The organism is Rhodococcus marinonascens NBRC 14363, assembly GCF_001894885.1.
GTDB classification, from domain to species: Bacteria; Actinomycetota; Actinomycetes; order Mycobacteriales; family Mycobacteriaceae; genus Rhodococcus_F; species Rhodococcus_F marinonascens.
Map to the genome: position 1 here is coordinate 1 of NZ_BCXB01000002.1, position 13,061 is coordinate 13,061.

Here is a 13,061-nt window from a genome sequence, read left to right on the forward strand (position 1 = left end):
CAGTCCGATCGACTTCGAAGTCGGAACCGACGACTTTGCCGTAGTCGCACGTGAGGCCGCGGCGAGCATTACCCGAACGAAGCCGATCTCGGTGATCCCGTTCGACCGCGTCGAGAAGGAACTCGCCGTCCCGATCAGGCCCCGCTTCGTCGTGTCGTACATGGACGTCAGGTTCGTGCCGGAAGCCGGGCGATGGCTCGAACGCAATGCGCGGGCGCTGCGGAGCAGGCAATACACCCACGACGTCTATGTCTGGATCAACCGGACCCCACGGGGCGTGAATCTGGCGCTCCGTTATCCCGGTAACGACATCGCTTCCGCAAATGTGCACACCTGGGTCGCGAGTCTCCGTCGACAAGTGGAACAGGTTTCAACCAACTACCTGTCAGTAGGGTTGCGGGAGCGCCAGTCAGTCCTGAAGTGAAAACTCGATCCGGTGACCGCGCGGATCGGTTGGGTGCTTAGAATCCGTTGTGATCCCCAAACCGACCGCTGGTACCACCCGGGAGACACCGCGGGGAACGACCACGCGAACCACAGGAGGCTCAGTGCCCAGTCATACCAGCACGCACATCACGAAGGTGCTCGTCGCGAACCGCGGTGAGATTGCAGTGCGGGTGATCCGGGCCGCCGCCGACGCCGGACTGGCCAGCGTCGCCGTGTACGCCGAACCCGACGCGAACGCCCCATTCGTGCGCCTGGCCGACGAAGCCTTCGCCCTGGGCGGTCAGACCTCCGCCGAATCGTATCTAGTGTTCGACAAGATCCTAGCTGCCGCGCACAAGTCCGGTGCCGATGCCATCCATCCCGGCTACGGCTTCCTCTCCGAAAATGCAGACTTCGCGCAGGCCGTGATCGACGCCGGCCTTATCTGGATCGGCCCCTCCCCCCAGTCCATTCGCGATCTCGGTGACAAGGTCACGGCACGCCACATCGCCGAAAAGGCGAAGGCCCCCATGGCCGCAGGGACAAAGGATCCGGTCGGCAGCGCCGACGAGATCGTCGCGTTCGCCAAGGAGTACGGGGTTCCCGTCGCCATCAAGGCTGCGTTCGGCGGCGGCGGTCGCGGGATGAAGGTCGCTCACACCATCGAGGAAATCCCCGAACTGTTCGACTCCGCCACCCGCGAGGCCCTCGCCGCGTTCGGCCGCGGCGAGTGCTTCGTCGAACAGTATCTGGACAAAGCTCGCCACGTCGAAGCTCAGGTCATCGCCGACAAGCACGGCAACGTGATCGTCGCCGGCACCCGCGACTGCTCCCTGCAACGCCGCTTCCAGAAGTTGGTCGAGGAAGCCCCCGCACCCTTCCTCACCGACGACCAACGCATTCGCATCCACTCGAGCGCGAAGGCCATCTGCCGCGAGGCCGGATATTACGGCGCCGGCACCGTCGAGTACTTGGTGCAAGGCGACACCATCTCCTTCCTCGAGGTCAACACCCGCCTGCAGGTCGAGCACCCGGTCACCGAGGAGACCTCCGGTCTCGACCTAGTGCTGCAACAGTTCAAGATCGCCAACGGCGAACCCCTCGACATCACCGAAGACCCCACCCCGCGTGGGCACTCGTTCGAGTTCCGCATCAACGGTGAGGACGCCGGTCGCGGGTTCCTGCCCGCGCCCGGACCGGTCACCACCTTCACCGCGCCCACCGGGCCGGGGGTGCGGATGGACTCCGGCGTCGAAACCGGCAGTGTGATAGGCGGTCAGTTCGACTCCATGCTCGCCAAACTCATCGTCACCGGCGCGACCCGCGACCAGGCCCTCGCTCGGGCCCGCCGCGCTCTGGCCGAATTCCACGTCGAGGGCCTGGCAACGGTAATCCCGTTCCACCGGGCCGTCGTGGAAGATCCTGCGTTCATCGGCGATGGGCAAAAGTTCGACGTCTATACCAAGTGGATCGAAACCGATTGGGACAACCAGATCGAGCCCTTCGCCGGTGGTCGATCCGCCGACGAGGACGAGTCGCTCCCGCGGCAGAACGTGGTCGTCGAGGTCGGCGGCCGACGGGTCGAGGTGTCCCTGCCCGGGCAGTTCACCCTCGGCACGGGCGGCGGCACACACGGTGCGGTGCGCCGGAAACCCACGCCACGGACCCGCGGTGGTGCGTCCGGAGTCGCCGCATCCGGTGACGCCGTCACCGCACCCATGCAGGGCACCGTGGTCAAGGTTGCCGTCGAAGAAGGACAGGAAGTCGCCGAAGGCGACCTCATCGCGGTCCTCGAAGCGATGAAGATGGAAAACCCCGTCAATGCCCACAAAGCCGGCACCGTCACCGGTCTCGCGGTCGAACCCGGCGCCGCCATCACCCAGGGCACCGTCCTCGCCGAACTGAAATAGCACACTTCTGAGCGTCTGTGGCGCTTGTCATTCTCGGCAAATGGCAAGCGCCACAGTAGTCTGTCCCGTATGTCTGATGTTCCCGAGATCCGTATCGGCACCGCCGAGCGAGAGAAGTCCCTGAACCTGTTGAGCGAACATTTCGCGGCAGGTCGTTTGACGGTCCCCGAGTTCGACGAACGCAGTCTCGCGGTCACGAGTGCGACGACGCGCGGCGGACTCGACCGCGTATTCGCCGACCTCCCCGCGACCACGGTCGACACCCCGGCCAAGGCGGCAACACTCGACCCCGCCACCGACCAGAATTGGCGTCGCATCGTGATGTCGGTGATCCCGCTTCTCGCCCTCGTACTGTTTTTCGTCGTCCCGGTGGACAACAGTTGGTTGTTTTTCCTGATGGTTCCCGCTGCGGGAACCATCCTCTTCGGTACCCGCGACCGTCGCCGCCCGGGCCGCTGACGTGGAGCCTGTCGAAGTCAATGCCGGCGGCTGGTATCTGCGCGCGCTGCGCGCCGACGAACGGGTGGACGACCGGCCCGCGCTCGCGGACAGTGGAATCGACGACGCCGAGTACGTCGCGCGCCGCACCGCGCAGTGGCTGAGCGACGAGCACTATTCGTGGGCGATCTGTCAGCCCAACACCGGTGAACTGCTGGCCGAAGTCGGGCTCACTCCGTCCGGTCAGTCGGCAACGCTGACGGGCTGGGCACGTACCGGCCACCACGACGCACTCGCGAGCGGATCGGATGCGGTGCAACGCTTCGCCGAGGGCGCACTGAGGTTGACGGTCCACCGTTGAGTACGCGATCCATTCCGGTAACGGCGCTGACCGTGCTGGCTCTGATCATGCTCCTCTCCCCTGCCTCGGCGGCACCGTCGGGTCCCGAACATGCCGACAAGGTGGTGCACGCGCTGCTGTTTGCGAGCCTCGCGGTCGCCTCCCGGTACGCGCTCATGACGCCGCGGATGACCGTGCTCTGGCTCGCCGCTTTTGGTGTAGTCACCGAGATACTGCAGGGTGCGCTGCCCATTGGGCGACAGGGTTCCGAGTGGGACCTGAGTGCCGACATGGTGGGCGTGGCGATCGGGCTGATCGCTCAGTCCGCGATCATGCGCTCGCGCAACAGAGCCTGAACCTTGGTGTCGAGACCAAGACCGTCACTGAAGTAGTTTTCGATGCTTCCGTACCGTTCACGCATCGTGGCCAGGGACACTTCCAAGTACTGTCTGCGGACTCCTAGCACCGGTTCGAGCAGCGCCCGATCTCCACCGGCCTCGACGAAGTTCTCGAACACACCGGCCAAGGCCGAGAGCAGCAGTTCGTTGGTCAGCATGTAGTCGTGAAAGACATCTTCTTCGCTGACGCCGAGGAGCAACAGCAGCGACGCCGTGGCCCATCCTGTCCGGTCCTTGCCCGTGGTGCAGTGCACGAGTACCGGTGTGCCGCTGTTCGATGCGAGACCGCCGAACAGTTCCCGGTACGACGACACCGCGCTCGGCATAAGGACGAAGTCGCGGTAGCTGCCCTCGAAATACTCGATGGCACGTCCGCCCCCGAGCTCGCGTTCGGCGATCGTCGGGTCAGAGATCACCTGGAGCATCTGCGCGGGGACAGACCGCATTCCCTTGTCGGCAAGCACGTCCAGCGCGACGGCGCGGGCGCCGTCCGGGAGTATGTCGGGCGCCGCCTCGCGTTCACCGGCGGTGCGCAGGTCGTACACAGTCCGAATTCCGAGGTTGGCAAGCACCGCCATGTCCGAGTCCGCAACCCGACTCAGATCGGTCGAGCGGTAGTACACCCCTGAGCGCACCTTCGCACCGTCGCTCGCTCGGACGCCACCGACGTCTCGCAAGTTGGGCACGGACGTGAGCGGAATCGGTATCATGCGTCGACGGTACCGCCAAGCACGCGGGCCAGTGCATCCACGGCGGCGTCGAGTTCGGCCGCCGTCACGGTAAGGGGAGGCCGGAATCTGATTCCCCGCTTGCCGGTCGCCAGGATCAATACTCGCTCCCGATCTCTCAGGTCCGCCACCACGCAGTCACGTAGCTGCGGCGTCGGAAGCGTGATCGCACACATCAGGCCCCGCCCTCTCGGTTCGGTGACGTCGGGATGCGAGAGTGCGAGTTCGCGCAGTCGTTGCAGGAGGTGGGCTCCGGTCAGCCTCGCCCGGTCGACGAGTCGATCCTGCTCGATCACCTCGAGGATCCGCCGTGACCGCACCATGTCCGCGAGGTTGCCACCCCAGGTGGAATTGATTCGCGAACCGACGGCAAAAACGTTTTCGGGGACGTCGTCCACGCGACCGCCGGCCATGATTCCGCAGACCTGCGTCTTCTTACCGAAGGCCACTACGTCGGGGTGCACAGCGAGCTGCTGATAAGCCCACGCCGTACCGGTGAGACCGCACCCGGTCTGCACCTCGTCGAACACGAACAAGGCGTCGTTCTCGTGGCACAGGGCTTCCATCGCCTGGAAGAACTCCGGGCGGAAGTGGTGATCTCCGCCCTCCCCTTGGATCGGCTCCGCAATGAAACATGCCACGTCCGAAGGGTTCTCGGCGAACGCATGCCGCGCCTGCTCGAGCGCGCGTCGCTCGGCCTCTTCGACGTCACGACCGTCGGCAAGGTAGGGGGCGTCGATGCGGGGCCAGTCGAACTTGGGGAATCGGGCCACCTTGCCTGGTTCGGTGTTGGTAAGTGACATGGTGTATCCACTGCGACCGTGGAACGCCTCGGTCAGGTGGAGCACTTTCGTCCCGAGCGCCGGATCGAGGCCGCGTTGTTCGTTGAGCCTGCTCTTCCAGTCGAACGCGACCTTGAGGGCGTTCTCGACGGCGAGGGCGCCGCCGTCGATGAAGAAGAGGTGGGGTAGTGCGGGGTCTCCGAGGACGCGGGCGAACGTCTCGACGAAACGCGCCATCGGGATGGTGTAAATGTCCGAGTTGCTCGGCTTGTTGATCGCCGCCGCAGCCAATTCTCGACGGAAGGCGTCGTCGTCCGCGAGTTCCGGATGGTTCATCCCCAGGGCCGACGAGGCGAAGAATCCGAACATGTCCAGGTATGTTGTGCCGTCCCGTTGATCGACGAGGTGCGCCCCGCGCGAACGTTCCAGGTCGAGCACCAGATCGAAGCCGTCGACGAGAATGCGCTCGCGCAGTACGTCATGTACTCGGCTCGCAGGGAGATCGCCTTCACTTCCCGAGGATCGAATCGCTGTGCTCATGCCAAGAGATTACGCCAAATCTCCTGCCCCGTTGCCGCAAGACAGAAATATATTCGGTGTGTAATCTACTTCTCGTAAAATGTTTGCAAGATGATCGTGCTGCGGGTATGTACGTTCGCGGTGGCACGAATCTCCTGCAAAAGGTGTTCCAACTCCAGCGGCGAGGAGACGCGAACGAGTAGCACATAGCTCTCGTCCCCGGCCACCGAGTGACACGCCTCGATCGCAGGAATGTTCCGCAACCGGGCCGGCGCATCGTCGGGTTGCGACGGATCGAGAGGAGTGATGGCGACGAAGGCGGAAAGGCTCTGCCCAAGCGCACCCGGATCGATCTTCGCGGTGTACCCGCCAATCACTTTCCGGGCCTCGAGTCTGCGCACCCTGGACTGCACCGCCGAGATCGACAGCCCCGACCTCTCGGCGAGGGTCGCCAGAGTCGCCCGACCGTCGGCCACCAACTCCTGTATCAATACCCGATCGATGTCGTCGAGAGGAGGATGGGTTGTGTCGCCGCGAGAAGATTCCACCACCAGCGCAGGTTAACCCAGCGGAGGTGCATCATGGTTAAACGTCGGAGCACCGGGCCCGCCTCGCCGGGGTACCCACCTCAAGCGATCTGGTCGATGCCGGACAACTATGCCCGCCCATGCGCGACCCGTTCAAGTTTCACCGACAGCAGCAGGACGAACCCCTAGAGAGGACATTATCGTGAACCTTCCCGCCCCCGAGGATCTCTGTCGACGCGCCGAGGAAGCGCTGGTCAAGTGCGGCGCAGACCTCGGCGATGCCGGAGGTGCGCTCGTCGCACGCACCCCGATCACCGGCACCGAACTGCGCACCGTCGCGGCTAACAGCGCGGACGACGTGGATCGAGCGGTCACGGCGGCGCACGAGGCGTTCGCGCGGTGGCGTTCGGTGCCCGCCCCCCAGCGCGGCGCCGTGGTTCGCCGGCTGGGGCAGCTACTGACCGAGCACAAGGAAGATCTCGCCGAGCTCGTGACACTCGAGGCGGGCAAGATCCCGTCCGAGGCGCAGGGCGAAGTGCAGGAGATGATCGACATCTGCGAATTCGCGGTCGGCCTGTCGCGTCAGCTGTACGGCAAGACGATGGCATCGGAACGGCCCGGGCACCGTCTGATGGAGACGTGGCACCCGCTGGGGGTTGTCGGGGTGATCTCCGCATTCAATTTCCCTGTGGCGGTGTGGTCGTGGAATACCGCCCTCGCACTGGTGTGCGGCGACACCGTGGTCTGGAAGCCGTCCGAGCAGACCCCGCTGACCGCCATAGCCTGCGACGCCCTACTCGCCCGGGCCGCTCGCGACGTCGGCGCGCCCGCCGGAATCCACGCGCTGATCCAGGGTTCGGCGGATGTAGGTGAGCGACTCGTAGACGACCCACGTGTGGCGCTGGTCAGTGCGACCGGATCGGTGCGGATGGGACGCACCGTGGGGCCGCGAGTTGCCGCCCGATTCGGCAAGTGCCTTCTCGAACTCGGAGGCAACAACGCTGCGATCGTGGCGCCGTCGGCCGACCTCGATCTCGCCGTGCGGGGCATCGTCTTCTCTGCGGCAGGTACCGCAGGCCAGCGCTGCACGTCGCTGCGGCGGTTGATCGTGCACACCTCCGTCGCCGACGAGGTGGTGGAGCGGGTCGCTTCGGCGTACGGCCAACTGAAGGTTGGGAATCCGTTCGACGACGGTGTCCTCGTCGGTCCACTGGTGAACCGGGCATCGTTCGAGGCCATGCAGACCGCGCTCGACAAGGCGCGAGCCGACGGAGGAACCGTGGTGTCCGGCGGTGATCGGCACGGCGGCAGAGACGCCAATCACGGGAACGGCGAGGACGACGCATACTACGTCTCGCCCGCGCTGGTGCGCATGCCCGCACAGACGTCCGTGGTCCAGGAGGAGACGTTCGCACCCATCCTCTACGTCCTCACCTACGACGAGTTCGACGAAGCCGTCGCACTGCACAACGCTGTGCCGCAAGGCCTTTCGTCTGCGATATTCACGACGGATCAGCGCGAGGCCGAACAGTTCCTCTCCTCCGACGGCTCGGACTGCGGCATCGCGAACGTCAACATCGGCACCTCCGGCGCGGAGATCGGTGGGGCGTTCGGCGGCGAGAAAGAGACCGGTGGTGGCCGCGAATCAGGCTCCGACGCCTGGAAGGCATACATGCGCCGGGCCACGAACACCGTCAACTACTCCGACGAACTACCGCTCGCTCAGGGCGTCGAGTTCAGCTGACCGCTCCGATCACCAGCTACTCTCGAGAAGGTGACGAACTGGGCCGAGATGGCACACAAGATCGCCGAGAACATCCTGTTCCCGGCTGCCGACCGCGTCGACGCCGACGGACAGATCCCGGACAGCCATTTCGAGGCCCTCGCCGCCGACGGCTTCTACGGCCTCGCCGTGGCCGACGAAGCGGACGTGACGCCGTCCGTACTCGTCGAGGTATACGAAACGCTCGGCGGCGGGTGCCTCGCCACTGCTTTCACATGGTTGCAGCATCACGGCGCGGTCGCAGGGCTTTCCCGCTCGCCCAACTCCGGTCTGCGCGACCGGTACCTCGAGGGTCTCGTGGACGGCACCTTCCGCGCAGGTGTCTCGATGGCCGGGACGATTCCGGTACCGCCGCTGCTGTGGGCCCGCCGTGTCGACGACGGATACGTACTCGACGGAGTCGCGCCGTTCGTCACCGGGTGGGGCATCGTCGACCTGCTCCAGGTGTCGGCGCGCGATGAGTTCGACAACTCCATCGTGAACGTGCTCATTCCCGCCCAATCGCTGCGCGGGCTCACCGCCGAGCAACTGCCGCTAATCGCCGCGCGCGGTTCCAACACCGTGCGCCTACAGTTCGACGGATTGGCCGTGCCCCGAGGCCTGGTGAGCACCTTCGTTACCCCGGAAGAGTTCGCGAACAGCCAACTGTTCGCATCGTGGAAGAACGCGTGCATGGCCATGGGAATCACGCGCCGGGCCATCACCGAGCTGGAGACTCTCGGCGTCGATGCCGATCCGTTGAAGGAGCAGGCGGCCCTGGCGCGCCTCGACCTCGATGCGGCGCTCGACGGGCGGGCGAAGATCGCCGAAGCACGAGCGCGCACGTCGGAACTGGCGGTCCGGGCGGCTGCGGCCCTCGTCACCGCAAAGGGCAGTTCTTCGCTCATCGCCGGGAACACCGCGGAACGTCTGATGCGGGAGGCCACATTCACTCTGGTCGCGTTCGGCCGGCCCGCTATCAAAACCGCGCTGCTGGAGCGTCTGATCCGCGGCTAACGGGTGCGGACCCGCACGTCACCGAACAGCGAATACTGCGCGCCCGACACCGGCGCCAATGCCGCATAGACAGGAACCAGCTGCCGGTCATGGCAAGACTGTCACCAGCCGTTCTCCGCGCTGCTGCCGCTCACACCCCTAGACCCGCCGCGCGGGCGAGTACGTCGACCACCCAGCGCTCGTATTCCTCGGAGCTCCAACCCCGCTCATCGATGAGCAGGATGTGGGTCTCTGGGGTGAGCAGCGCCAGACCGACATCGACGGTGCGGTCGATGTCGAGGTGGTCGACCTTGTCGGCGAGAGTGGTCATCAGGTGCCGCAGCACCATCTCATGGTGCTCGCAGGTGCTCGCCCATAGTTGCGCGACTTCGGGATCCGCTCCGGCCGCGGCCCGCACCGCGAGCAACACAGGTGCGGCACGATCGAGTATCAGCCGCGCACCACGGGTCTGAATACGCAACTGAGACAGGGGGTCCGGCTCCGCAATCGCCTCGGCCACCCACAGTCTCGACAGCGTCGGAATCGGCTCGTCGTCGCCGGAAATGGCTACGTCGAGCAGAGCTTCGAGCACGCTGCGCTTGTTCCCGAACACGAAATACACGGTCTGTACGGCGACGCCCGCCTCGACGGCGATGGCCTTCATAGTGGTCGACGCGTAGCCGGTGGTGGTGAACAGGGCGTGGGCGGCGGTCAGGATCTTCTGCCGCGCCGGGGTCTTGTCGTCCTCGCTTGGTGTTGCCACACCCTAGAGTATAGCTCTAGAGTAACGCACTAGAGCAATACTTCAGTGCGCTGGGAGGCGGTCGGAATGACGGAATCGGTGTTGGTCCTCGGTGGGTACGGGGCGGTAGGAAAGCACCTGGTCGAGAAGCTGCGGGCGGAAGGTGTCGAGGCGCTGGCGGCGGGCCGCGACCAAGCGCGCGCAGATCGGGTGATCGACCTATCCGATCCCGCCTCCTTGTCCACCGGGTTGGACGGGGTGTCGGTGGTGGTGAACTGCTCCGGCACAGAAGATCCTGCTGTGGCTGCAACCGCGGCCGGGCGGGGGATCCCGTTCATGGACATCACGTCCACCTACGAATACCTACAACAGCTCGAGCAGGTGAACGGTCCGGCGCTGCTCGGCGTCGGGATCGCGCCCGGGCTGACCACCCTGCTCGCGGTCGAGGCCGCCCAGGGCGGTGGGCCGGTGGACGTGGTGATCGGGTTCGGGGCGGGCGAAGGTGGCGGGCCGGCATCCACGGAGTTCACGTATGGGCTGTTCGGCAAGCGCTTCACGGACCCGGACGGGTCGCAGGTGCGGAACTACACCCGGCCCAAGCGTTTCGAGCTTCCTGCGGAAGCGGGGTACCCGCGATTCCCGGCGCTGCGCGCAGACTTCGCCGACCAGCACCGGCTCACCGACGACCTGGGCGTGCCGGTACGCAGCTACCTACGGCTCGATTCCCGGCTCGCCACGGTCGGGCTGGCCGCACTCACGTGGATGCCAAGGCTCGCGGCGATGCTCCCGGACGGCGACATGCCCGGTGGCGACGGCTGGGTGGTCGCGGCGCATGGTGCGGCCGGACGGTGCCATTGGGCGGCGGGTCACGGCCAGTGCCGGGCAACGGCAGCCATCACCGCGGAGATTGTGCTGCGGCTGCTGGGCGATCCGGTCGAGTCACCGACCTGGCTGCACGACTGGATCAAGCTCGACGATCTGCAGGAGGCACTCGAAGGCGCCGGCGTCACGTTCGGCACCGGAATTTCAGCCGCCGCCAGGTAGTCGACCGGGTAAAGGTGATCTTCCGCCTCTCACACCACTCGAGCAGGTGATGATTGATGGACTCACTCCCGTTGTCGCTGTCGACACCCAAGATCGGGAACGGCATGATCTGCGCGATCTCGCCCAGGGCGGCGATCACCCATCTGCGTGCCTTGTTGCGCACGGTGCGGTTCTCTGTCCAGCCGGTGGCGATGTCGGTCACGGTCAGCGTGTAGGCGTGCTCACCGACAGCGTTGCCGCCCTCGTGGCCGACCAGGTCGATCTCGACGAACCCCGGTTGCGCATCGTCCCAGTCCGCCCAGGTACGGATCGGGATCGGCGACTCGAGCAGCGAGCCCAGCTTGGTGTGGCTGCGGCCCCTCACCGCGTGTATGCGGCGTTCCGGGGCCAGCCGCTTGCCGGCAGGCATCCCCAACACTGCCCAGCAGAAAACGAGCGCAGCAACGACATTCGGACCGGATATCGGCGGTCGAGGTGTCCGCCGACGCACCACCCGCGGCCGCAACGCCTTACGCGCATGATCGCGATGCCAGCCCGTGATGGCGCACAACTCGTCCAGGATCTGCGTCTTCCCGGCCTTGTCCGCCCGCCGGTAGCGGGTCGCGATCGTCTTCGTCACGGCCTTGCGCTCGGCCATCGTCAATCCCATCCTCCGGCGGTAGCGCAACTCCGCACCCATATTCGAGCGGCACGCCGCACGCGGGCATTGTCGAATGAGTCAACGAAGGGGGCTACGCGGACATTTTCAATGAGTCAACGCGGGGTGTTGCCGCATCCTGAAGTTTAACTCTAGAGTGAGGCACCGAAGTCTGACTTCAGAGTTAAGCACCAAAGCAAGGCGGTCGGAATGGCGGAATCGGTGTTGGTCCTCGGTGGGTCCGGGGCGGCAGGAAAGCACTTGGTCGAGATACTGCGGGCAGCGGGCGTCGAGGCGCTGGCGGCGGGTCGCAACCGGGCGCATGCGGACCGGGTGATCGACCTATCCGATCCCACCTCCTTGTCCACTGGGTTGGACGGGGTGTCCGTAGTGGTGAACTGCTCCGGCATCGAGAATCCCACCGTGGCCGCGGCGGCCGCCGCGCGCGGGATCGCGTTCACGGACATCACCTCCACCTACGAATATCTGCAGCAACTCGAGCAAGTAGATGGCCCGGTCCTGCTCGGCGTCGGGATCGCGCCCGGGCTGACCACCCTGCTCGCGGTCGAGGCGGCCCAGGGCGGTGGGCCGGTGGACGTGGTGATCGGGTTCGGGGCGGGCGAGGGAGGCGGGCCGGCATCCACGGAGTTCTTCGATGCGCTGAGCGGCAAGCGCTTCACGGACCCGGACGGGTCGCAGGTGCGGAACTACACCCGGCCCAAGCGTTTCAAGCTTCCTGCGGAAGCGGGATACCCGCGATTCCCGGCGCTGCGAACAGACTTCGGCGACCAGAACCAGCTCACCGTAGACCTCGGCGTCCCGGTACGCAGCTACCTACGGCTCGATTCCCGGCTCGCCACCGTCAAACTGGCCGCACTCGCGTTGATGCCGCGACTCGCGGCGATTCTCCCCGACATGCCCGGCGGCGACGGTTGGGTGGTCGCTGCACATGGCGGCGCCGGGCGATGCTACTGGGCGACGGGTCGCGGCCTGTACCGGGCAACGGCGGCCATCACCGCGGAGGTGGTGCTGCGGCTTCTGCGCAATCCGATCGAGTCACCGACCTGGCTGCACGACTGGATCAAGCTCGACGATCTGCAGGAGGCACTCGAAGGCGCCGGCGTCACGTTCGGCACCGGAATTTGAGCCGCCGCCAGGTAGTCAACGCCAGCGAGGATCCGTATATCGGCAACACGCGGGACATCGTCCAAATGGTCTCCTTGGGCGACCATTTGGCGGCTCGGCCGAGATGGGAACGCGCAAACCAGGCGTGCCCCCATCTCGAACGAGCAGACCTCTCCTAGGACGAACCCAGCGACCCTGTGGAGCCCGGGACGGGGGCAACCCACTCCCACGTCGCGCAGTCGGTCGTGGTGAAGTCGGTGTCGGTGGGTTCAATGATCACCGCCGTTGCGTACTGGAACGGGTCAACGGTGCTGGTGAAGGAGACAATTCCATCGATCAGTGGCCCTGAACGATCCCCAGAGCAATCGGTGTCTGCGAGGCCGGGGTTCTGGTAGATGCCCGGTTTGACGGTGCCGTCCAACCCGTTGCCTACGGGGAAGATGCCATCTCCGGGAATGGTGGGCTTCCCGAGACTGCCCAACGACCCGAAGTCACCCAGGCTTCCGAAAATTCCAGAAGTTCCGAACTCACCGGCACTTCCGAACAATCCTTGGGCGGACGCGACCCCACCCGCGGCGGTAGCCAGTGTGAGGGCCGAGAGTGTTGCGATAATGCTCCTGGTTCTGTTACGCACGTCGTCTTCCCCTACATTGTGGATGAGACTTCTTGGACGTCAACGATAAAGAC

Annotated in this window: 13 protein-coding genes and 2 pseudogenes; 9 read left to right on the forward strand and 6 right to left on the reverse strand. The window is 65.5% G+C overall.

Annotated elements, in window-relative coordinates:
• The 5 genes and pseudogenes from RM2_RS02190 to RM2_RS02210 all read left to right on the forward strand — a co-directional run.
• Positions 1-424: pseudogene (locus tag RM2_RS02190) on the forward strand (condensation domain-containing protein); the annotation flags it as partial.
• 124 nt (positions 425-548) lie between these two features.
• On the forward strand, positions 549-2,336 hold the full coding sequence (locus tag RM2_RS02195) for an acetyl/propionyl/methylcrotonyl-CoA carboxylase subunit alpha (RefSeq protein WP_072687221.1): 1,788 nt from the start codon (positions 549-551) through the stop codon (positions 2,334-2,336).
• A 69-nt stretch (positions 2,337-2,405) separates the two neighbouring features.
• Positions 2,406-2,795: a DUF1707 SHOCT-like domain-containing protein gene (locus RM2_RS02200; protein WP_072687222.1), complete on the forward strand. Its 390-nt coding sequence runs from the start codon at positions 2,406-2,408 to the stop codon at positions 2,793-2,795.
• Position 2,796: 1 nt separating this feature from the next.
• A complete protein-coding gene (locus RM2_RS02205) occupies positions 2,797-3,135 on the forward strand; it encodes a hypothetical protein (protein ID WP_072687223.1) in 339 nt (112 codons plus the stop codon).
• 47 nt (positions 3,136-3,182) lie between these two features.
• Positions 3,183-3,470, forward strand: coding sequence for a VanZ family protein (locus tag RM2_RS02210; protein WP_072687457.1), 288 nt, complete (start codon positions 3,183-3,185; stop codon positions 3,468-3,470).
• On the opposite strand, the gene RM2_RS02215 is transcribed toward RM2_RS02210, so the two are convergent.
• The 3 genes from RM2_RS02215 to RM2_RS02225 form a co-directional block, all read right to left on the reverse strand.
• Positions 3,434-4,222 carry a tyrosine-protein phosphatase gene (locus tag RM2_RS02215; protein WP_072687224.1) on the reverse strand — a complete coding sequence of 263 codons (789 nt, stop codon included), beginning with the start codon at positions 4,220-4,222 and terminating at the stop codon, positions 3,434-3,436. The genes RM2_RS02210 and RM2_RS02215 overlap by 37 nt on opposite strands.
• Positions 4,219-5,562, reverse strand: coding sequence for an L-lysine 6-transaminase (lat, locus tag RM2_RS02220; RefSeq protein WP_072687225.1), 1,344 nt, complete (start codon positions 5,560-5,562; stop codon positions 4,219-4,221). Before lat ends, RM2_RS02215 begins: the two co-directional genes overlap by 4 nt.
• A 65-nt stretch (positions 5,563-5,627) precedes the next feature.
• Complete coding sequence (locus RM2_RS02225; protein ID WP_072687226.1) at positions 5,628-6,092, reverse strand: Lrp/AsnC family transcriptional regulator; 465 nt, start codon at positions 6,090-6,092, stop codon at positions 5,628-5,630.
• 178 nt (positions 6,093-6,270) lie between these two features.
• Here RM2_RS02225 and amaB point away from each other — a divergent pair, with 178 nt between their 5' ends.
• A complete protein-coding gene (amaB, locus tag RM2_RS02230; RefSeq protein WP_072687227.1) occupies positions 6,271-7,812 on the forward strand; it encodes an L-piperidine-6-carboxylate dehydrogenase in 1,542 nt (513 codons plus the stop codon).
• A gap of 30 nt (positions 7,813-7,842) precedes the next feature.
• Positions 7,843-8,847 (forward strand): acyl-CoA dehydrogenase family protein, encoded by a 1,005-nt coding sequence (locus RM2_RS02235; protein ID WP_072687228.1) that lies wholly within the window; start codon positions 7,843-7,845, stop codon positions 8,845-8,847.
• A 130-nt stretch (positions 8,848-8,977) separates the two neighbouring features.
• On the opposite strand, the gene RM2_RS02240 is transcribed toward RM2_RS02235, so the two are convergent.
• A complete protein-coding gene (locus tag RM2_RS02240) occupies positions 8,978-9,589 on the reverse strand; it encodes a TetR/AcrR family transcriptional regulator (protein ID WP_072687229.1) in 612 nt (203 codons plus the stop codon).
• Between the two features lie 66 nt (positions 9,590-9,655).
• Between RM2_RS02240 and RM2_RS02245 the strand changes: the two genes are divergently transcribed.
• Positions 9,656-10,612 carry an NAD-dependent epimerase/dehydratase family protein gene (locus RM2_RS02245; RefSeq protein WP_072687230.1) on the forward strand — a complete coding sequence of 319 codons (957 nt, stop codon included), beginning with the start codon at positions 9,656-9,658 and terminating at the stop codon, positions 10,610-10,612.
• Between the two features lies 1 nt (position 10,613).
• Here the strand turns inward: RM2_RS02245 and RM2_RS02250 are convergent.
• Positions 10,614-11,261, reverse strand: a pseudogene (locus tag RM2_RS02250) (integrase catalytic domain-containing protein); the annotation flags it as partial.
• 198 nt (positions 11,262-11,459) lie between these two features.
• On the opposite strand from RM2_RS02250, the gene RM2_RS02255 reads away from it, so the two are divergent.
• Positions 11,460-12,395 (forward strand): NAD-dependent epimerase/dehydratase family protein, encoded by a 936-nt coding sequence (locus RM2_RS02255; RefSeq protein ID WP_072687231.1) that lies wholly within the window; start codon positions 11,460-11,462, stop codon positions 12,393-12,395.
• Between the two features lie 154 nt (positions 12,396-12,549).
• Here RM2_RS02255 and RM2_RS02260 read toward each other — a convergent pair whose 3' ends face one another.
• Entirely contained in the window at positions 12,550-13,008 is a 459-nt protein-coding gene (locus RM2_RS02260; protein ID WP_072687232.1) for an Rv1352/Rv1906c domain-containing protein, read from the reverse strand.
• Positions 13,009-13,061 lie beyond the last annotated feature (53 nt).